Source organism: Microcella alkaliphila (assembly GCF_002355395.1).
GTDB classification, from domain to species: Bacteria; Actinomycetota; Actinomycetes; order Actinomycetales; family Microbacteriaceae; genus Microcella; species Microcella alkaliphila_A.
Window position 1 is genome coordinate 1,980,570 of the sequence record NZ_AP017315.1, and the last position, 20,765, is coordinate 2,001,334.

Below are 20,765 nucleotides of genomic sequence, written 5' to 3' on the forward strand. Positions count from 1 at the left end.
CCCCGTGAGCGGACAGTCTTAGGCATGAGGGATGATCTCGCCGACGACACCGCCCTATGGGCGGCTTGTCGGGGCGGCGACGGAGAGGCTTTCGGCGCGTTGTGGGATCGACATCGAGACGCAGTGTTTCGGCAGGCACTGCGTCAGGTGACCAATCCTGTTGACGCCGAGGACGTCACCGGGGTCACCTTCCTGGAGGCATGGCGACGACGGGCCCGCGTTCGCGTCGTGAACAACTCCGTGCTGCCGTGGTTGCTGACGACCTGCAGAAACGTAGCGCGAAACCACGAACGCTCACTACGGCGATACAAGGCACTTCTCGACTCGCTACCGACAACACAGGCGCATGACGTTCTCGATGACATCGGCGCGCGTGAGCAAGCAGAGCGAGCCCTCGGCTCTCTGCCGGACGTAGACCGAGAGCTTCTGACCCTCACCGCAGTCCAGGGCCTGAATGTGCGGGAAGCGGGAGAGAAGCTCGGACTGACACACGCCGCCGCGAGGGCTCGCCTATCGCGAGCAAAGGCGAGACTGCGAACCGCAGCAGAACTAGACGACGAGGAAGGGGCCGCTTCATGAACACCCCTACGTTCACTCCTGAGCGCAGCGACGCGTGGCGCGAGGCCATCGTCAAACATGTCTCCGTCGAGGCAGAGGCGCTGAGCCGACGGCCCAATCGAGCCGTGATCGCTACGGTGTCGACTGGAGTCGGATTCCTCGTGCTCGGCGGGGGTCTCACCGCGGCTGCCGCCGCAGGGTTGCTTGACTGGCCGTTCTCGGTAAATGCCCCGCTACCTGGCGGCGAGATCGTAACCGTGCTCCCGCCAGAAGCGGTAGGGCGAGACGACGGTGACCTTCCAACTGAAGGGCTACTGGTCGACCAGACGGGCGCAGGCTCCGCTCAGGTGACTCTTCCTTCACCACCATCCGAAGCGACCCACGTCAGCGTCCAGATCACGTGTTTGTCGGCCGGCACCATCTCGTTTGGTACCGACCCGTTGAACAGCCCGGAAATCATCTGCGAGCAGGGCGACGATCCCGCCTCCACGTGGTACGACTTCCCGGTCAACGGACAAGATTCCATCTTCCTCACCAGCCCCGTTGACGTGAGGTGGCGGATCGCCGCCGTGTACGTCGCACGGGAGGCAACCGATTGGGGCGTGAACGCGAAGGGCGAGACCTTCGGAGTCGCGAATGAGACCGGAACGCCAGACCTGATCGCCGTGCTCACGACGGAGGGGCGGCCGGGCTACGTGTACACCGCTGAGCTAGCCGAAATCGACGGAACTGCCGCGGCCAAAGAGTTCACCTCGCCCGCAGACGCACTGCGCTGGCAAGAAGAACAGCGAGGCAAGCGGCTTTCGGTGCCCGTGTACTTGTCCGACGGCGAAACAGTCATTGGCGAATTCGTCCTCCAGAACCCTTGAGTACCGCGCTGGTCAGGCAAGTCGGGTTTCGTGCCCGAAGTGAAACGTGGCGTGCGAACTGGTGGAGGCACAGCCATGCTTCTGGAGCCCGAGTCGGCGATCGCGACTTCGATCGAGATGAGCAAACGATCCGACGTGCTCCCACCGTGAATTACCACTGGCCAGCATCAGCCTGCTGTCGGGGTGCGGTCGCCTAAACCGGGGCCGGTTCGCGGTGGGCGCGATTTGCGCGGACGATGGCGACGGCGTCGACTGCTCCGTGCATCCCGATGAGAAGGAGCGCCGCGATCGGCGGCCAGCCGAGCGACGCGATCAAGAAGGTGCCGCCGATGATCGTGATGTGCAGCACGATGATGCGCGGGTAGGCGCTCATCATCAGCGCGCTGCCGCGCTTCGGGCCGAGCGGGCCGAACGCGGCCATCGCGAGCTGGATCAGGCCGCCGACCGCGAAGACGAGGAAGACACCGAGCCAGTCGATCGTGGCGAGGCTGAGGGCGTCGGGGCCGGCAAGGGAATTCGGGTTGTTGCTCGCGCCGATGCTGAACGCGCCGGCGGCGATCGAGAAGACGAAGACACCGTGGACGATCGTGAACATTCCGTAGTGGAAGCAGAAGAAGATCGTCATGCCGATCACCGCGATCGGGCCGGGGTTGATCGGGCGGCCGTTCACGATCAGCGCGTCGGTGCCGGGGTCGGCGATCGTGCGCAGCATGCGGATCACCATCGCGACGCCCAGCGCCACATTCTCGAGCCAGTACAAGATGATCACTTCGCGCCAATCCCAGCCGAAGAAGAGCACGCCGGCGATGGGGAGCAGCGTGTAGATCGCGATCGTGAGGATGCGCGGGGCCAGGCGGGTGGGGCCGGGGTGCGATTCGGGGGTGGGTGCGGTGAGAGCGGGGGTGGCGGCGGGTGCGGGGGTCGCTGGTGCGCTGTGGTAGGGCGCGTTGCCTGCTGGGACAGGGTCGCCGCGGCCGGTCGCGTTGGGCTCGTTCTCGCTCTCACTCTCGCTCATCGGTGTGATTCTGACACGGCACCTCTCCTCCACAATCGCGCCGCGAAAAACCTTTCCACGAGGTTGCCTCGCACTCTGTACATACGTTCGACTGCTTGAGACAATGGAGTATGTCCAATTCGAACGCATTACTCACCTTGACGCTCGTCGCGTCGCTGGTGGAAACGGAGCAGCCGTTCGCCGCTCCGGCGGTCGATGGGCTCAGCGACAACGAGCTGATCTCCCTGCAACGCGTGCTCGCCGAGGTGCGCCGGCGGGCTGACGCGGCTGCAGCGTTGGTCGCTGCCGCGGTCGCCTACCGCTCGCGGCACGAACTCGGGCACGACGGGCTCGCCCAGCGGCTCGGGGCTCGGACCCCGCAGAAGCTCGTGCAGACCCTGACCGGCGGCAGCGCGCGTGACGCCGCCGCGCTCGTGCGGGTCGGGTCGCTGCTCGACGCGCAGGCTGAAGCTCAGTCGCGGGTCGCTGACGAAGCGCCGGGCGTTGCTCCGGCCGAGTCTCGACAGCCGCGCCGCCCGTGGCTCGACTGCGTGACCGACGCCGTCTCCCGGGCGCAGCTGACGATCGAGCAGGCATCGGCGATCCAGGTCGGGCTCGGCGAGCCCGATGCCGGGGCGTGTACGCACCCCGAGCACGAAAGCGCGACCGCGGCACCCCTCAGCGAGGCTGGTGCTGCGATTGCGGACGGTCAGTCACGCGACGCCGCCGAGCCTGCTGGCAGCGACGCGATATCCCCGCGTCCGACACATGTGTGCACCGTGGTGACCGCTACGCAGTTGGCTGAGGCCGCCCGGGCGCTCGTCGCGTGCGCTCCCGCCGTGACGGTCGAGCAGCTCGCCGCCCGCGCCCGCGAAGCCCGCGCCGTGCTCGACGCCGACGCCGACGTCGAACGCGCCGCCGAAGCCGAGCAGGCCCGCCGCGACCGCCGCTACCTCTACCTGACCCAGCAACCCGACGGCATGACGCGACTGTCCGGGCTGCTCGACCCCGAATCCGCCGCGCTGGTGCGCTCCGCGATTGACGGGGCCACCTCACCCCGCCGCGGAGGACCGCGCTTTGTGAGCGAATCCGAGATCGAACGCGCCGAACGCATCATCAACGACACCCGCACGACCGAGCAGATCGCCGTTGATGCGCTCGTCGAACTCGTTCGCATCGGCGGGCACGTCGCCCCCACCGAACTCATCGGCGTCGCCCCGCCCGCCGTGCAGGTGATCGTCGCCGAACGCGACCTGCGCGCCCGAGCCGGCCTCGCCCGCGTCGAAGGCCAGAGCGAGCCCGTCAGCGTCGCCACCGCCGAACGGCACCGCTGCGCCGCCGGAACCCTCGCCGTCGTCGTCGACGACGCCGGAGACGTGCTCAACCTCGGCCGCGAAACCCGCCTCTACACGCGCCGCCAGCGCCTCGCGCTCGCCGCCCGCGACGGAGGGTGCCGGTTCCCCGGCTGCGAGCGACCGCCCTCCTGGACGGAAGCCCACCACATCACCGAATGGATACACGGGGGCAGAACCGACGTCGCCAATGGAATCCTTCTCTGCCGACACCACCACATGCTGCTGCACAACAACGGTTGGCAGATCGAGCGCCACCTCACCGCCGGATTCGCCTTCCGGCCACCACCCGGCGTCGACCCGAGCCGAAGCCCGATACCCGCGCCCACCAAGAGCAGGGTGCTCCCCCGCGCGATCCGAGTGAGAGAACGCCGCAGTGGCAGTGAGCCAGGCCCAATGGGAGCCGGGCCGAATGCGAGACGAAGGACGCCGAGCGACTAACCGAGCTGCGGGGCCTTCGCCCAGAGCGGGCCGCCCCAGTCCGACTCCAGCAGCTGCTCGACCGCCGCGCCCACCTGGTACAGCCGCGCGTCGTGCCGCGCCGGAGCCATGATCTGCAGACCCGTCGGCAGCCCGTCCTCCGGCGCGAGCCCCATCGGCAGACTCATGCCCGGCACGCCCGCCAGGTTCGCCGGAATCGTCGTCACGTCGTTCAAGTACATCGCCAGCGGGTCATCCAGCTTCTCGCCGAACTTAAACGCCGTGGTCGGCGCCGCCGGCGACACGAGCACGTCCGCCTGAGCGAAGCACGCGTTGAAGTCACGCTGAATCAGCGTGCGCACCTTTTGCGCACTGCCGTAGTACGCGTCGTAGTAGCCCGCCGACAGCGCGTACGTGCCGAGGATGATGCGGCGCTTCACCTCCGGGCCAAAGCCCGCCTCGCGGGTCGCGGCCATGACGTCCTCGACGGTTCCGCCGGCAACGTCCACGCGCATCCCGAAGCGAACCGAGTCGAACTTCGCCAGGTTGCTCGACGCCTCCGCCGGCAAGATCAGGTAGTACGCGGCGATCGCGTACTGAAAGTGCGGGGCGCTGACCTCAACGATTTCCGCCCCCGCCGCCGACAGCATCTCGAGCGTCTCGTGGAAGCGCTGACGCACGCCCGGCTGGAAGCCCTCGCCGTCCAGGTCGGTCACGACGCCGACCCGCAGGCCCTTCAGCGCGTCGCCGGTGAGCCCCTCGCGGGCAGCGGCGGTCATCGACGGCCAGGCATCCGGGATGCTCGTCGCATCGCGCGGATCGTGCCCGCCGATCGCGTCGTGCAAGAGCGCCGCGTCGAGCACCGTGCGCGACACCGGCCCCACCTGGTCGAGCGAGCTCGCCAGCGCGATCGCGCCGTAGCGGCTCACCCCGCCGTAGGTGGGCTTCACGCCGACCGTGCCGGTGACGGCGCCGGGCTGGCGGATCGATCCGCCCGTGTCGGAGCCGAGCGCGAACGGCGCCTCGAACGCGGCAACCGCGGCCGCCGAGCCACCGCCCGAACCGCCCGGGATGCGCGTCAGGTCCCACGGGTTCTTGGTCGGCCCATACGCCGAAAACTCAGTGGAGGAGCCCATCGCGAACTCGTCCATGTTGGTCTTGCCGAGCGGCACCATGCGGGCGGCGCGAAGGCGCGCGACAACGGTCGCATCGTACGGCGGCACCCAGCCCTCGAGGATCTTCGACCCGGACGTCGACGGCATGTCGAGCGTGCACAGCACGTCCTTGATCGCCACCGGAACGCCGGCCAGCTCGGGCAGCGCGTCGCCCGCGGCGCGGTCGGCGTCGACCTGCGCGGCCACCTCGAGGGCCTGCTCGCTCACGTGCAGGAACGCGTGCACGTCACCGTCGACGGCCGCGATGCGGTCGAGGTGCGCCTGCGTGACCTCGACGGCGCTGACCTCGCCCGCCGAAAGACGGTGCGCCAGGTCGGCGGCGGTCGCGTGGATCAGCTCGGCGCTCACTGCTCCTCCCCCAGGATCGCGGTGACGCGAAAGCGGGTGCCGTCGCTGTCGGGCGCGCCGGCGAGCGCCTCGGCGGTCGTGAGGGGCGTGCCCGGCTCATCGACGCGCATCCCGCCCGTCAGCGGAATCGGGTGGCTGGTCGCCGGAATGTCATCGCCCGCGACCTGCTGCACGGTCGCGACGGCGTCGACGATCGCTCCCAGTTCGGTCGTCAGTGACGCGATCTCGTCCTCGGTGAGGGCGATGCGCGCGAGCGACGCGAGGTGGCGCACGCTCTCGGGCGTGATTTCAGACATGCACGACTCCAGCCGTTGGCGGTCGATCGAGGGGATGCCCGCGAGCGGCGGGCCGACCCGACCATCCTACTGAGGGCTCGCGCGAGGAACGGGCGCGCGGGCGGGCGGGCCTCCCCCAACGTTTTCGTGTTGCCGTGCGTCTGGACCAGTAGAAGCGCACCCGAACGGGTGCTCCCGCCGAAAGGAACGGCCATGACTTTCCGAACTCGCACCTCCGCCATCGCCCGGCTCGGCCTCGCGGCGACCGCCGGCGTGCTCGCGATGGGGCTTGCCGGATGCGCGGCCAGCGCATCCGCTGACAGCTCCGCCCCCGACGGCACCTGGATGCTCGTGAGCGCCAGCGACGCGAACGGTCCCCTTCCTGTCGACGCCGGCCCCGTCACCCTCGTCATCGACGACGGCAGCGTCGGCGGCGAAGTGTGCAACGCCTACGGCGGGAACTTCGCCGGCACGGTCGGTCGGACCTCCGCCGGCGAGATGACGATCAGTGAGGTGTTCAGCACCTACATGTGGTGTGAGCCGGAGGAGTTGATGGACCTCGAAATGCGTTACCTCGGCGCCCTCACGTCGGCGACGAAGGCGCAGCTCATCGAGGGTGCCCTCGTGCTCGCCGGCGACGACGTGCGGCTGCGCTTCGAACGCGAGTAAGGACAGCAGCGCGGCGGCGGCGCGGCGCGGGGCGCTGTAGTGCGGGCGGCGTGAGTCCTCGACGCTCTACGCGGGGCGGCACTCGCTTTCGCCCGTGATCGTCATCGCCGTCTCACTCACCCGAAACAGCAGCAGCTCCCCGGCCGGCGTCTCGGCGCGCACCTCGACCACGTCGCCGATCTCGGAGACGGTCGTGCGCATCCCGGAGTCGGTGAAGTGGCGTTGCATGCGCCCGGCGGCCTCCTCGATGCCGTCGCCCGGCGCCGGACCGGTGCGCAGCGCCGGGATGCGCGCCCCCGTCACCCACAGCGGGATCGTGCACTCGCGCGGACTCGGGTCGTCCTTCACCTGCCAGGTTCCGCCCGCGGCATGCTGCGCCGCGTCGACGAGGGTGATGAAGCGGTCGCGGGCATGCTGGTCGGTGACGTCCGTAGTGGGCGACAGCGCGCATCCGCTCAGAAGGAGAGCCGCCGCCACGAGAGACGCGACCGTGCGGGGCAACGCGCGTGCGGGGGGCATGGGACTCCATTGGTGACCGGTCGAAGCACGGTAGCACCGGGACGCGGCCGGCGGGCAGAGTGCTGACAGGTCAGTACGTGAGCGCGTAGTCGAGCGTGCGCAGGGCGTCGGTGCTCGTGCCGTCGGTGACGAGCTCGCCGCGGTCGATAGCGATGAGGGCGAGGTTGCGCATCGACTCGGTTCCGGGGCTGAAGTAGGAGTTGTGGCCGGTCGAGCCTTCGAGCACGCGGTTGGTGATGACGTCGATGCCGCCGGCGACGTTCATGGCGCGGGCGCCGAAGTCGGACGAGCCCGGGTCGAGGCCGAAGAACGACGAGTTCGGGATCGGATCCCACGCTGCCTCGCCGACGAAGACATCGCCGCGCACGTTCAGCGTGGCAACGCTCGCGCCGGGGGCGCCCGGCGAGCCGATCATCGCGAGGGCGTCGACGGTTGCGGAGGTTTCGGTGAGAGCGAGCATCGCGGCCGTCGACCCGTACGAGTGGGCGAGCAGCGACAGGTAGGGCGCGTTGTCGCCGCGGAGGGTCTGCAGGCCAAGCACGGCGGAGGCGATCGCATCGCGGCCCTCGTAGGCGAGGTCGAGGCTTCCGACGTTCAGCAGGTGCGGGGTCTGGTAGCCGATCCAGGCGACGCTGGCGACCGTGGGGGTGGACGCGTCGGTGTCGGAAGTTGCGTCGGTGGCGGGCGTTGCGCCGGTCGCGCTGTCGAGCAGCGTCAGCCACGTGACCTGCTCGTCGTGCAGGCGGGCCGCGGTGTCGACCCACTCCACCATGCTCTGCTGAACGCTGATGAACATGCCCGGCACGATGTAGCTGACGTAGTCAGCGGTGGCGAGGTCACCGACGACGATCGCCGCCTTGCCCTGACCTTCGACGTCGAGGCTGATGAGCTGGCGCGGAGGGTTCGCGGTGGCGGGGCCGAGCGCGTCGAGCACCGAGTAGAGCATCTGCAGTTGCTCGCGCTGCTGCAGCCGCTCGGAGGCTCCAAGGCTCATCGGGTCGGCGAGTTCGAGGGCGTTCACGACCGAGCGCAGGTGCGACCGGTTCGCCATGTCGCGCATGACATACGGCACGCCGTCGAGGTTGCCGACGAGGCGCGGGGCGGCGCTCACGAGGCTGAGCTGCGTCGCGGCGTCGAGGTTCGACCACCAGCGGTCGACCTGGCGTGGGGCCGGCGGCCGAGCGAGGGTGCGCTCGACCAGCTGCGGGTTGGCGGCCAGAACCCGGGCGGTCTCGGCGGCGGGGAGGGCGCCGAGACCGCGGAGAAGTTGGGTTCCGCGGGTGGAGGTGAGACGAGTGAGGTCGGGGATCGCCGCGACGGCCGGCGTGGCGGAGGAGGCGGCGGGGCCGGCGGGGCCGGCGGACGAGGATGCGGGGGCAGATGCCGGCGCGGACGCGTGGGTGGTGGCCGCCTCGGGCAGCGATGCGAGGGGGCCGAGGGCGTGGGGGGCGGCGGCCTGAACGATGCTTGCCGACAGCTCAGGGCGGGGGTGTTCGAGCGCGGTTGAGGGCCCCGCCGCCGCCATTACGGTCAACGAGGCGATGATTGCCGCTGCGGCATCGACCACCACGCGAGATTCCCCTCAACCGCCGAATGATCGGGCTACCCCTGCATGGGTCACACGGCGTTCCCTCAGAGTAAGCGAATTACCCCACTTATGGGGGATTTTTTTCGAGAAGCTCCCAGGCTTCACGCAACGGTTACACGGAGGAAACCGAAAATCGGGGTGATGCAGGTGTGACGGGAGGGGTCACTGTGGTTGATCGCCGCCTGTGGACCGTGGGGCTACAGGGGCCAAAGTGGCGCTTGCGAGTCGGTTGGAGGGGGCGGCAGTGGCGGGCGCGACGCCGCTGGGGGTCCGATGGGTGTCGACATGGGGAGGGGAGACGCCCACTGTGCCGGTCACGGGACGCTGTAATGATGTGGCGCACGTGAGGAATCTGTTCGCGGTGTCGGGCCTGTCGTGGTGACGCAGCCATCCGTCGCTCGTCGCGACGCTACTCGGTTGCTGCGGCCGCCTCCCCCAGCGCGTCGGGGCCCTCGCTGACGAGCACCGCGAATTGCGCCGCGTCGATGATGCGCACGCCCAGCTGTTCGGCCTTCGCGAGTTTCGAGCCGGCTCCCGGCCCCGCCGCGACGAAGTCGGTCTTCTTGCTCACGCTCGAGGCGGCCTTGCCGCCGGCGGCGATGATCGCCTCCTGCGCCTCCTCGCGCGTGAAGCCTTCCAGCGTCCCGGTCGCGACGACCGTCAGCCCCTCGAGGACTCCCCCGCGCGCCGCCGCTCCCGGCCCCGGGTGGCCGGGCGTTGCCCACTGAACGCCAGCCGCCGCCCAGCGTTCGACGATCTCGACGTGCCAGTCGACCGCGAACCAGTCGATGAGCGCCTCGGCGATGATCGGCCCAACCCCGTCAACGGCGGCGAGCTCCTCGGCCGAGGCGGCTCGGATCGCGTCGAGCGACCCGAAGTGGTCGGCGAGGGCGCGCGCCGCGACCGGGCCGACGTGCCTGATTGACAGCGACACGAGCATCCGCCAGAGGGGTTTCGTCTTCGCCTTCTCGAGTTCGTCGATGAGCTGCAGCGCGACCGCGCTCGGCTGCTCACCGGTGAGCCCGTCGCGCTTCTCGGCCGCGGTCGGGTTGCGGCGGAAGGGACTGCGCCGTTTCGCCTCTCCGTCGTCGTCGAGTTTCGGCAGGCCCGTCTCGGCGTCGGTGACGATGACCTCGATCGGCAGCAGGTCGTCGATGGTCAGGTCGAACAGCGGCGCCTCTGTGACGAGCGGCGGCGTCTCGGGCACGACCGGCTGCGTGAGGGCGGCCGCGCCGATCTCGCCGAGGCCTTCTATGTCGAGGGCGCCCCGGCTGCCGATGTGTTCGACGCGTCCGCGCACCTGGGCGGGGCAGCTGCGCGCGTTCGGGCAGCGCAGGTCGACGTCACCCTCTTTCGCGGGGCGCAGCTCAGTGCCGCACTCGGGGCAGGTGGTCGGCATGACGAACTCGCGCTCGCTGCCGTCGCGCAGCTCGACAACGGGACCGAGCACCTCCGGGATCACGTCGCCCGCCTTCCGCAGCACCACCGTGTCGCCGATGAGCACGCCCTTGGCGCGCACCACGTCTTGGTTGTGCAGGGTCGCCTGGCGCACGGTCGACCCGGCGACGCGCACCGGCTGCATGACGGCGAACGGGGTGGCGCGGCCCGTGCGGCCGACGCTGACGACGATGTCGAGCAGTGTCGTGTTCACCTGCTCGGGCGGGTACTTGTAGGCGATCGCCCAGCGCGGGGCGCGGCTGGTCGCGCCGAGCTCGCCGTGCAGGGCCAGCTCGTCGACCTTGACGACGACGCCGTCGATCTCGTGCTCGACCGAGTGCCGGTGTTCGCCGTAGTGGGCAACGTACTCGAGCACCCCCTCAACGCCGTCGACGACGCGAACGTTGTCGCTCGTCGGCAGCCCCCACTCGCGCAGCAGCGCGTACACCTCGCTTTGGGCATCGACCGGCGGGTTCGGCCACGCCCCGATGCCGTGTACGAGCATGCGCAGGCGCGACAGCCGGTCGTCCATGCGCTCGAGCTGGGCGGCGTTCTTGCCCTCGGCCTTCTGCCGCAGCGAGCCGCTCGCGGCGTTGCGCGGGTTCGCGAACTCGCGCTCGCCGGCCTCGCGCTGGCGCTCATTCAGCTCGTCGAAGGCCCTCTTCGGCAGGTAGACCTCGCCCCGCACTTCGACGAGCGCGGGCGGGTCGTCGGTCGCGAGGCGCTGCGGGATGCCCGCAATACGCACCGCATTCTCGGTCACGTCTTCGCCGACCACGCCGTCACCGCGGGTCGCGGCGCTCACGAGGCGCCCATTCTCGTAGCGCAGGTTGAGGGCGAGCCCGTCGATCTTCAGTTCGCACAGCCACGCCACGGTGCGGCCCGCGTCGCGTTCGACCTTCGCCGCCCACGCGGCCAACTCGTCGTCGGTGAAGGCGTTGTCGAGGCTGAGCATGCGCTCGGCGTGCTCGACCGGCGCGAACAGGGTGGTTTCGGCGCGGCCGCCGACGGTCTGGGTGGGGCTGTCGTGGCTCTGCAGTTCGGGGTGCGCGTGCTCGAGCGCTTCGAGCCGCGCGATCATGCCGTCATACGTCGCGTCGTCTTCGATGACCTGGTCGCGCTGGTAGTACGCCTCGCGCAACTCGAGGATGCGCTCGGTCAACGCACTCGCTTCGGTGCGCGCGGCGTCGAGGTCGTCGGGCACGGGGTCGGTCGGCGAGCGGAAGGCGTTCTCGGCGGTCACGCCGAAAGTGTAGGGGTGAGGCCCGACGCGCAGCCGGGAGGCGTGCAGGTGACGCTCAGGCGCGCGGGTTCCGCCCCGGCAGAGTCGGGGCCGACCGTTCAGTCGTCTGCGCCCACGGCGCTGCGTGCGACAGGTGTGCTTCTAGGCTGGCACCGGCACTGCGCTCACCGTGCGGTCGATCGTGCACTGGCCGAGCACCCGCGTGCCGACGTAGACGACCGCGGTCTGGCCGGGCGCGATGCCCATGAGCGGCTCGTCGACACGCACCACGAGCTCGAGCGCGCCAGCGTTGCCAGCGTTGTCTGCGTCGTCGCCCTTACTAGCGTCGCCGCGCTCGGCACCGTCGCTGCGATCGCCGCTCGTCGCGCTCACGACCTGCGCGACCGCCGGCACCGGGTCGGCGTGCGCGCGCACCTGCACCTCGCAGGCGAACTCGGAGACGCGACCGCGAGCATCCCCCGACGCGATGCCGCTCGCGACCGGATCAAGCCCCGCCCACGTGAAGCGGGCCCCGGCGAGCTCGCGAATCGCGAGCGCCTCCTTCGGGCCGACGACGACCGTGTTCTCTTTCGGGCGCACCTCGAGCACGAAGCGCGGACGCCCATCGGGCGCGGGCCGGCCGAGGTTCAGGCCGCGGCGCTGGCCGACCGTGAAGCTGGTCGCGCCGTCGTGCTCGCCGACGGCCGCGCCCTCGCGGTCGACGATGAGCCCCTGGCGGGGCGGGATGCGCTCCCCCAGCCACGCGCGCGTGTCGCCGTCCGGGATGAAGCAGATGTCGTGGCTGTCGGGCTTCTGTGCGACCGACAGCCCGCGGGCGGCGGCCTCGGCGCGCACCTCCGCCTTCGACGGGGTCGTTCCGAGCGGGAACATCGCGTGGGCCAGCTGCTCGCTCGTGAGCACGCCCAGCACGTACGACTGGTCTTTCGCCTCGTCGCCCGCGCGGTGCAGCTCGCGGTTGCCGTTCTCGTCGGTGACGATGTGCGCGTAGTGGCCGGTGACGACGGCGTCGAAGCCGAGCGCGAGCGCCTTCTCGAGCACGGCGGCGAACTTGATGCGCTCGTTGCAGCGCATGCAGGGGTTCGGGGTGCGGCCGGCGGCGTACTCGTCGATGAAGTCGTTCACGACGTCGTCGGCGAAGCGCTCCGAGAAATCCCACACGTAGAACGGAATTCCGAGCTTCTCGGCCGCACGCCGCGCATCGAGTGAGTCTTCGATCGTGCAGCAGCCGCGGCTGCCGGTGCGCAGGGTGCCCGGCATGCGGCTGAGCGCCAGGTGCACGCCGACGACCTCGTGGCCCGCGTCGACGGCGCGCGCGGCAGCCACCGCGGAGTCGACCCCGCCACTCATCGCCGCCAGAACACGCATACCTACAAGGGTACGCGGGGCCCGCAAATCGGCAGGGGGATGCGCGGCGCGACTACCCGGGAAACCGCACGGCCTCGCGGTGGCGGCACGACGTCGTCCGGGCTGCCGCCCCGGGCGGCGCGGCCGCGTCCGCGCTACCGCCCCAGCCGCGGCGTGCGGGCCGCGAGCCCCGCCGCGAGCGCCCGCTCGACGGCCGGCGGGAGGGCGGCGAGCAACCCGTCGATGTCGGCGGCCGTCGTGTCGGGGCCGAGGGTGATGCGCAGAGCGCCGCGAGCATCCGATTCGGAGACGCCCATCGCCTGCAGCACGTGCGACGGTTCGGGCACCCCCGCCTGGCAGGCCGACCCGGTCGAGACGGCGAAGCCCGCCTGGTCGAGCAGGAACAGCAGCGAGTCGCCCTCGGCGCCGGGCACGCGCAGATGCACGGTTCCGGGCAGCGCGTCGCCCGTCGCCCCGTCGGCGAGCGCCCCCGACAGCACCGCCTGCGGCACCGATTCACGGATGCCCGCGGCCAGCCGATCACGCAGCGCACGCTTGTGGGCGGCGCGGCTCTCGAGGGCCGCGTGCGCGTGCTCGGCGGCGACGGCGAAGGCGACGGCCCCCGCGGCGTCCATCGTGCCGGCGCGTCCGCGCTGCTGGCCGCCACCGTGCAGCAGCGGTTCGACGTCGACGCCGCGCCGGATCACGATCGCGCCCACCCCGACGGGCCCGCCGATCTTGTGCGCCGAGATCGACACGGCACTCACACCGGCCGGCAGCGGCGCGAGCGGCAGCTGCCCGTAGGCGGCGATCGCGTCGACGTGCAGGGGAACGCCGCGCGCGGCCGCCAGCCGAGCGGCGTCCGCCACCGGCTGCAGCGTGCCGACCTCATTGTTCGCGGCAAGCATCGTGACGAGGGCGACGCGGTCGCCGTGGGCGACGAGCGAATCTTCGAGAGCGGTGACGCGCATCCGGCCCGCCCCATCGACAGGAATCGTGACGAGCTCGGCCCCCGCGTTCGCGATCAGCCAGTCGACGGCGTCGAGCGTGGCGTGATGCTCGGCGGCCGTCATGAGAATGACGGGGCGCGTGGCGTCACGCTGGCGGCGCCAGTAAAGACCCTTCACACCGGTGTTCACGGCCTCGGTGCCGCCGCCCGTCAGGGTCAGCTCGACGGCGTCGACCCCGAGCGTTGCCGCGATGCGGGCCCGCGCGTCGTCGAGCACGGCGCGGGCCGCCTGACCCGCCGAGTGGATCGACGACGGGTTGCCGACCACGGCGAGCGCCTCAGCGAAGGCGGCACGCACGCTCGCCGGCATGGGTGAGGTGGCGGCGTGGTCGAGGTAGACGGTCACGGCGGCCTCCCTCCGGCACAGGGTCGAATCGTGATGCGGCGTGGTCAGAATGGCGCGCGCCCACCGCATAGCCTAGGCAAATGAGTGCCAGGGATCCGCTGCGAGCGCTCGGCGTCACGCCCACCGAGCGCGGCGGCGAACTGCGCGTGTACAGCGCATCGGCCTCGCGCATGGAACTCTGCCTGCTCGACGCCGCCGACCCGACGTGGATCACCGACCGCGTGCCGATGCACCGCGGGCCCGGCAAGGTCTGGCACGTCGCCGACGAGCGGCTCACCCCGGGCACCCGCTACTCGCTGCGCGCCCACGGCCACGACGGCCGGCGGCACCGCTTCGACCCTGAGCAGCACCTCATCGACCCGTACGCCAAGGGGCTCGTGCGCACCCACGACGGCGAATGGCGCGCCTACGTGCAAGACGGCGGCTTCGACTGGGCCGGGGCGCAGAAGCCGCGCACCCCCCTCGACCGCACCGTCATCTACGAAGCCCACGTCAAGGGCCTGACCGCCGCGAACCTCGACCTGCCACCCGAACTGCGCGGCACCTACGCCGGCCTCGCGCACCCCGCCACGATCGCGTACCTACACGACCTCGGCGTGACCGCCGTCGAACTGCTGCCGATTCACCAGTCGCTCAGCGAACAGCGGCTGCTCGCCCAGGGCCTGACGAACTACTGGGGCTACAACACCCTCAACTTCTTCACCCCGCACACGCAGTACGCCACGGCGGCGGCCCAAAATGGTGGGCCGGGCGCCGTGCTGCGCGAGGTCAAGGGCATGGTGAAGCTCTTGCACGAGGCCGGCATCGAGGTGATCCTCGACGTCGTCTACAACCACACCGCGGAAGAGGGCGTCGACGGCCCCACGACCAGCCTGCGCGGCCTCGACGACCAGCACTACTACCGACAGGATGCGCACGGTCGCTATATCGACGTGACCGGCTGCGGCAACACGGTCGATTTTTCGCTGCCGGCTGCGCAGCGCCTCGTGCTCGACAGCTTGCGCTACTGGGCAGACGAGGTGCAAATCGACGGCTTCCGCTTCGACCTGATGGCGACGCTGGGGCGCGATAAGCGCGCAGAATTCGACCCCGAGCATCCCTTGCTGCGGGCGATCCTCGACGACCCGGCGCTCGCCGACACGAAGATGATCGCCGAACCGTGGGATGTCGGGATGGGCGGCTGGCAGGTCGGCAACTTCCCGCACGGCTACAGCGAGTGGAACGACGGTTTCCGTGACCGTGCCCGCGCCTTCTGGCTGACCGATGTGCGCGACGCGCGCGCCCACGGCTCGGCCCCGCACGGCATCGGCCCGCTCGCCCGCCGCATCACCGGAAGCGCCCACGTGTTCGCCGCTGAACGCGGGCCGCTCGCGAGCGTCAACTTCGTGACCGCCCACGATGGCTTCACCCTCGCCGACCTCACGAGCTACGACGAGAAGCACAACCTCGGCAACGGCGAAGACAACCGCGACGGCACCGACAACAACCGCTCGTATAACCACGGGCTCGAGGGGCCGACCGCCGAGGCGCAGATCCTCCGCGACCGGCGACGGGCCATGCGCAACCTGATGGGAACCCTGCTGCTCAGTGCAGGCATCCCGATGATCACCGCCGGGGATGAACGCGGCCGCACCCAGCGCGGCAACAACAACGCCTACTGCCACGACAGCGAGCTGACCTGGGTCGACTGGGACACGGCCGGCTGGCAGGAAGACCTCTACCGGGTGACGCGGAAGCTCATTCAGCTGCGGCGTGAGAACCCGGCGCTGCGCCCCTCGCGCTATGGCCGCTTTGGCGAGACGGTGCCGAGCGCCACGCAGATGGACTGGTACAACAAGACCGGCGAGTCGATGACGATGGACGACTGGGACTCGCCCTCCGAGCGCACCCTGCAGTACCTCGCCGCCTCGACGCCCGAACACGAAGCGTTCAACCGCATCCTCTTGATCGTGCACGGGCTCGAGCAGCCCGTCACCGTCACGCTGCCGACGCATGCCGGGGTCGACGGCTACACGCTCGTCTGGGACTCGGCGCACGACGACATCACCGGCATCGAGCGGCACCACGTTCCCGGCGAGCGGCTCGAGGTCGGCCCCACGTCGATGCTGCTGTTCGTCGCGCACGGCGAGCAGGTGGTGGCCACCGACGAGGAGCCTGCCCCCGACGAGGTCGATGAGTAAGGCCCCGGGCACGCCCGCGACCGTCGCACTGACGGCGGCCGGCATCGCCTTCACGCCCCGGCAGTACACGCACGACCCGGCGACCACCAACTTCGGGCTCGAGGCAGCCGAGGCGTTGGGCGTGGACCCCGAGCGCGTCTTCAAGACCCTGCTCGCCGACGTTGACGGACGGCTCGTCGTGGGCATCGTGCCGGTGTCGACCACGCTCGATCTGAAGGCTCTCGCGCGCGCCGTCGGCGGCAAGAAGGCGGCGATGGCGGATGCCCAACTCGCCGAACGCCGGACCGGTTACGTCGTCGGCGGCATCTCCCCCATCGGGCAGAAGACCGCGCACCCGACCGTCATTGACGAGAGCGCCGAGCTGTTCGACACCGTGCTCGTCTCGGGCGGTCGCCGCGGTTTCGACATCGAGCTCGCCCCCGCCGACCTCATCGCGGTGACGAGCGCAGCCGTCGCCGACATCGCCCGCTAACGCACCAGCGTCCAGCCGTCACGGCCGACCCACACCCAGCGCTGGCACTCCGTCGCGACAGTGACTGCGTCGGAAAACCAGACCGTCTCGTCGGGGTTCCACCCGGCAATGACACTCGCCGCGTCGCCAGCCAGCGCGCCGGACAGACCGACATCGATCGCACGCCCCGCGCAGCGCAGGTATCCCTCGAGAGTGAGATGGACGCCGTCGACCTCTCGCGCCACGGCCGACCAGTCAGGCATCACCCAGCGGCTGACGCGGCCGGTCGTGTGATACCAGTCGTGCCGCTTCTCGCCCGTCACATCCAGCGGATGCGCGCGGCACAGCGCGGCCCAATCGTCGGCCGAGCGCACCTCGAGCACGCGCAGGCCGCCCGGCACCGTGACTGGCCGGACTTCTGCTGCCGTCCAACTGAATCGATCTTCGACGAGCTCAACGCCCAGCGGCCGCCCGTCGACCCGCAGGCCGGTGGAACGCGTGAGCTGGGTCGGCGGTTTCGACCACCAGGTGCCGGACCAGTTCGCCGTCGGATCAGTGGGGCGCTCGCGACGCGCGCGGAGGTCGTCCTCGATCGTGGCCGTCCGCCACGCTGCGAGCACCTCCCTCGCGGTCCTGGGATCGACCGCAGGCTTCTCCGCCGGCTCATCATCGCCCTCGAACCAGCGCACGGTGACCTGCTCGCTTCGGCGCACGTCATCCGACCATCCCGCGGCGGCCGACGAGTCCAGCAGCGCAGCGGCGAATCGCCGGAGGGCGCGGCGCACCGCCGGGTCGGCCACAACGTGGTCTTCGCCGTCCGGGTCTTGCCAATAGCGCGCTGAATCGACGGACGCGCGCAGCGCGCTCCGCAGCTCGCCTGGGGTCGGCGGGGGCGCATCCGGAAGATCGTCCAGCACTACGGCCACAGCCGACGGCGTCGTTGTCGAGTGTTCCAGCCGAGAACCGCCGCTCCCATAGGACACGATCGAGATGGCGTGACCGCGGTCGCGCCCTTGCCCGTATGCGGCGTCGAACAGCACCTGGCGCAGTCGCCGGCACGCGGGGTCATGGTCACCACGCCCCACCACCCACTCGAGCACGAGCCGCCGACCGCGCGGCCCGTCAAGCAGGGTCTCAGCCGTGAGCACCATGTCAGCGAGGCTACCGCTGATCGATCCTCAGTAGCGGAGTCGCTGCTGAGGCATCGCGCCATAAATCCGAGCCGAGACGTCAATAGTGGTGCTTTCGACAGTGCGAAAGCCCCACTACTGACGTTTCACGGAAAGGCGTGCGTGCCGCCGATGCGCTCGACGATCGACACCGGCGTCAGCAGTCAGCGTCAGTGCGCGACCGCGACGAGCCCCGTCTCGGCCCGGTTCGCGAGCAGCGCGTGGCGCGGCGTGACCTGCACGTTGTAGCCCCACGAGCCGGAGCGCTCGAGCGGCACCGTGCCGACGAACGTCGCCGGCTGGCCGAGCTCGTTCGAGTCGAGCACCAGCTCACGGCGGTGCGTCTCGGCGAGGTCATCGCCGGCACCCGCGCGGCCAAACACGACCTCGACGAGCACTTCGCTCGGGTCGAGCTCGGCGAGCTGCACGTGGGCGCGCACCTTGAGCTCGTCGCCCACCTGGGGGCTCTGTACCCCGCCCGACTCGACGTGCGTGACGGCGACGTGATCCCACTGCTGGGCAGCCCGCACCTTGAACGCCGCGAGATCGCGGGCCGGCTGCAGGCCGTGCGCCGTGATCGTGCGGCGGCTGTGCGCCGCCGGCACGTACAGGCGCTCGACGTACTCGCGCACCATGCGGTCGGCCGACAGCTCGGGGCTGAGCGTCGAGAGGGTGTGACGAATCGACTGCAGCCAGCGGCGCGGCAGCCCGTCGGCGTCGCGCGCGTAGAAGCGCGGAGCGATCTGGTGCTCGACAAGGTCGTACATCGACTGCGCCTCGAGCGCGTCACGCTCGGCGCCATCGCCGGCGGCGTCGGCCGACGGAATCGCCCAGCCGTTCTCGCCGTCGTAGTACTCGTTCCACCAGCCGTCGAGAATCGACAGGTTCAGCGAGCCGTTCAGGGCGGCCTTCATGCCCGACGTGCCGCAGGCCTCGAGCGGCCGCAGCGGGTTGTTGAGCCAGATGTCGGTGCCCGGGTACAGCAGGCGCGCCATCGCGATGTCGTAGTTGGGCAGGAAGACGATGCGCTCGCGCACATCGGGATGCTGCGCAAACTTCACGAGGCGCTGAATGAGCGCCTTCCCCGCGTCGTCGGCGGGGTGTGACTTGCCCGCGATGACGAGCTGCACAGGCCGCTCGGGGTCGGTCAGGAGCGCCCGCAAGCGGTCCTGATCGTGCAGCATCAGCGTCAGGCGCTTATAGGTGGGCACGCGGCGCGCGAAGCCGATCGTGAGCACATCGGGGTCGAGCACGTTGTGCATCCACGCCGGGGCGGTCGCGCCGGGGTGTTCCTCCTCGAAGGCGGCGACGACGCGCTGGCGAGCGTCCTGAACAAGCTGTTCGCGCATCCGTCGACGAACGGCCCAGAGGTCGGCGTCGCTGACCGCGTCCGACGCCCAGTCGGCGGCGGCCGTGTCGTAGGTGCCGAGCTTCTCTTTCGCGAGCGCCATCATCATGGGGTCGGTCCAGGTCGGGGCGTGCACGCCGTTCGTCACCGAGGTGATCGGCACGTCGTCCTGGTCGAAGTCGGGCCACAGCTGGCCGAACATGCCGCGCGACACGTCACCGTGCAGCTGCGAGACGCCATTCGCGCGCTGGGCGAGGCGCAGGCCCATGACGGCCATATTGAACACGCCGCTGTCGCCCGACTCGTAGTCCTCCGCGCCGAGGGCGAGCACGTCGTGCACGTCGACGCCCGGCAGCAGCTCCGTCGAGAAGTAGCGCTCGATGAGGCCGATGTCGAAGCGGTCAATACCCGCCGGCACGGGCGTGTGGGTTGTGAAGAGGGTGCCGGCGCGGACGACCTGCAGCGCCTCGGCGAAGGTCAGGCCCTCGGCGATGAGGTCGCTGATGCGCTCAAGCCCCAGGAAGCCGGCGTGCCCCTCGTTGGTGTGGAACACTTCGGGCGCCTCGGTGCCGGTGAGCTCGACGTAGCGGCCGAGGGCGCGCACGCCACCGATGCCGAGAAGCAGCTCTTGCAGCAGGCGGTGCTCGCCGCCGCCACCGTAGAGACGGTCGGTGACGCCGCGCAGGTCGTCGCCGTTGTCGGGGATATCGGTGTCGAGCAGCAGTAGCTCGACGCGGCCGACCTGCATCTTCCAGACGCGGGCGTGCAGGGCGCGCCCCTCGGGCAGTGCGAGGGTGATGCGCACCGCGGTGCCGTCGTGCTCTTTCAGCATCTGCATGGGCAGACCGTCGGGGTCGAGCACGGGGTAGCTCTCTTTCTGCCACCCGTCGCGGTCGATTGCCTGGCGGAAGTAACCGGCGCGGTAGAACAGGCCAACGCCGATGAGCGGGACGCCCAGGTCGCTCGCGCTCTTCAGGTGGTCACCGGCCAGAATGCCGAGTCCGCCCGAATACTGAGGAATCGCGCTGGCGATGCCGAACTCGGGCGAGAAGTAGGCGATGCGGGCCGGCGCATCGGCGAGGCCCTGGTACCAGCGCGGCTCGCGGAGGTACGACTCGAGGTCGGCCACGAGGCGCTCGGCTTCGGCGATAAAGGCGCCGTCGTGGGCCAGCGCGTCGAGGCGGCTGGGCTCAACGGCACCGAGCAGCGCGACGGGGTCGTGGTCGAGCTCGTTCCAGAGCACGGGGTCGATCGAGGCGAACAGGCGCCTCGTCGGCTCGTGCCACGACCAGCGCAGGTTCGCGGCGAGCTCGCCGACGGCGGCAAGCTCGGCGGGCAGGACAGTGCGGACGGTAAAGCGGCGGATCGCCTTCACGCGGTAACTCCTCGGCCGGGGCGGATGGGACGTCGTGGGCCCATCGGTCAAGCCTAAGTGAGCGGCGGCCGTTTCGGGAACCGGTTCCATATTTGC

The 20,765-nt window shown here is 70.3% G+C and carries 16 protein-coding genes; 6 read left to right on the forward strand and 10 right to left on the reverse strand.

Features of this window, described 5'->3' with window-relative positions:
• Positions 1 to 24 precede the first annotated feature (24 nt).
• Together CPY97_RS09785 and CPY97_RS09790 are read left to right on the forward strand one after the other, a co-directional pair.
• Positions 25 to 579 (forward strand): RNA polymerase sigma factor, encoded by a 555-nt coding sequence (locus CPY97_RS09785; RefSeq protein WP_231923912.1) that lies wholly within the window; start codon positions 25 to 27, stop codon positions 577 to 579.
• The gene (locus CPY97_RS09790; protein WP_096422300.1) at positions 576 to 1,427 is read left to right on the forward strand and encodes a hypothetical protein; all 852 of its coding nucleotides are present in this window, start codon (positions 576 to 578) and stop codon (positions 1,425 to 1,427) included. Before CPY97_RS09785 ends, CPY97_RS09790 begins: the two co-directional genes overlap by 4 nt.
• 193 nt (positions 1,428 to 1,620) lie before the next feature.
• Here CPY97_RS09790 and CPY97_RS09795 read toward each other — a convergent pair whose 3' ends face one another.
• Entirely contained in the window at positions 1,621 to 2,442 is an 822-nt protein-coding gene (locus CPY97_RS09795) for a DUF6498-containing protein (RefSeq protein ID WP_096422302.1), read from the reverse strand.
• Between the two features lie 110 nt (positions 2,443 to 2,552).
• Here CPY97_RS09795 and CPY97_RS09800 point away from each other — a divergent pair, with 110 nt between their 5' ends.
• A complete protein-coding gene (locus tag CPY97_RS09800) occupies positions 2,553 to 4,214 on the forward strand; it encodes an HNH endonuclease signature motif containing protein (RefSeq protein WP_096422304.1) in 1,662 nt (553 codons plus the stop codon).
• Here the strand turns inward: CPY97_RS09800 and gatA are convergent.
• Both gatA and gatC read right to left on the reverse strand, forming a co-directional pair.
• Positions 4,211 to 5,716 (reverse strand): Asp-tRNA(Asn)/Glu-tRNA(Gln) amidotransferase subunit GatA, encoded by a 1,506-nt coding sequence (gene gatA / locus CPY97_RS09805; protein WP_096422306.1) that lies wholly within the window; start codon positions 5,714 to 5,716, stop codon positions 4,211 to 4,213. The genes CPY97_RS09800 and gatA overlap by 4 nt on opposite strands.
• A complete protein-coding gene (gene gatC, locus CPY97_RS09810; RefSeq protein WP_096422307.1) occupies positions 5,713 to 6,012 on the reverse strand; it encodes an Asp-tRNA(Asn)/Glu-tRNA(Gln) amidotransferase subunit GatC in 300 nt (99 codons plus the stop codon). Before gatC ends, gatA begins: the two co-directional genes overlap by 4 nt.
• 192 nt (positions 6,013 to 6,204) lie before the next feature.
• Here gatC and CPY97_RS09815 point away from each other — a divergent pair, with 192 nt between their 5' ends.
• Positions 6,205 to 6,660, forward strand: a complete 456-nt coding sequence (locus tag CPY97_RS09815) for an META domain-containing protein (RefSeq protein ID WP_096422309.1) — start codon at positions 6,205 to 6,207, stop codon at positions 6,658 to 6,660.
• A 66-nt stretch (positions 6,661 to 6,726) separates the two neighbouring features.
• On the opposite strand, the gene CPY97_RS09820 is transcribed toward CPY97_RS09815, so the two are convergent.
• From CPY97_RS09820 to CPY97_RS09840, 5 genes are all read right to left on the reverse strand, one after another.
• Entirely contained in the window at positions 6,727 to 7,179 is a 453-nt protein-coding gene (locus CPY97_RS09820; RefSeq protein WP_096422311.1) for a hypothetical protein, read from the reverse strand.
• 70 nt (positions 7,180 to 7,249) lie between these two features.
• Positions 7,250 to 8,749, reverse strand: a complete 1,500-nt coding sequence (locus CPY97_RS09825) for an alpha/beta hydrolase (protein WP_096422313.1) — start codon at positions 8,747 to 8,749, stop codon at positions 7,250 to 7,252.
• Between the two features lie 427 nt (positions 8,750 to 9,176).
• On the reverse strand, positions 9,177 to 11,447 hold the full coding sequence (gene ligA / locus CPY97_RS09830; RefSeq protein WP_231923913.1) for an NAD-dependent DNA ligase LigA: 2,271 nt from the start codon (positions 11,445 to 11,447) through the stop codon (positions 9,177 to 9,179).
• A gap of 141 nt (positions 11,448 to 11,588) precedes the next feature.
• Positions 11,589 to 12,812: a tRNA 2-thiouridine(34) synthase MnmA gene (gene mnmA / locus CPY97_RS09835; protein ID WP_096422315.1), complete on the reverse strand. Its 1,224-nt coding sequence runs from the start codon at positions 12,810 to 12,812 to the stop codon at positions 11,589 to 11,591.
• A 134-nt stretch (positions 12,813 to 12,946) separates the two neighbouring features.
• Positions 12,947 to 14,146 (reverse strand): cysteine desulfurase family protein, encoded by a 1,200-nt coding sequence (locus tag CPY97_RS09840; RefSeq protein WP_096422317.1) that lies wholly within the window; start codon positions 14,144 to 14,146, stop codon positions 12,947 to 12,949.
• A gap of 80 nt (positions 14,147 to 14,226) precedes the next feature.
• On the opposite strand from CPY97_RS09840, the gene glgX reads away from it, so the two are divergent.
• Complete coding sequence (gene glgX, locus CPY97_RS09845; RefSeq protein ID WP_096422319.1) at positions 14,227 to 16,326, forward strand: glycogen debranching protein GlgX; 2,100 nt, start codon at positions 14,227 to 14,229, stop codon at positions 16,324 to 16,326.
• Complete coding sequence (gene ybaK / locus CPY97_RS09850; protein ID WP_096422321.1) at positions 16,319 to 16,798, forward strand: Cys-tRNA(Pro) deacylase; 480 nt, start codon at positions 16,319 to 16,321, stop codon at positions 16,796 to 16,798. The genes glgX and ybaK overlap by 8 nt, the downstream gene beginning before the upstream one ends.
• On the opposite strand, the gene CPY97_RS09855 is transcribed toward ybaK, so the two are convergent.
• Both CPY97_RS09855 and glgP read right to left on the reverse strand, forming a co-directional pair.
• Positions 16,795 to 17,928: a hypothetical protein gene (locus CPY97_RS09855; protein WP_096422323.1), complete on the reverse strand. Its 1,134-nt coding sequence runs from the start codon at positions 17,926 to 17,928 to the stop codon at positions 16,795 to 16,797. The genes ybaK and CPY97_RS09855 overlap by 4 nt on opposite strands.
• Before the next feature lie 188 nt (positions 17,929 to 18,116).
• Positions 18,117 to 20,669, reverse strand: coding sequence for an alpha-glucan family phosphorylase (gene glgP / locus CPY97_RS09860; protein ID WP_096422325.1), 2,553 nt, complete (start codon positions 20,667 to 20,669; stop codon positions 18,117 to 18,119).
• Between the last annotated feature and the right edge of the window lie 96 nt (positions 20,670 to 20,765).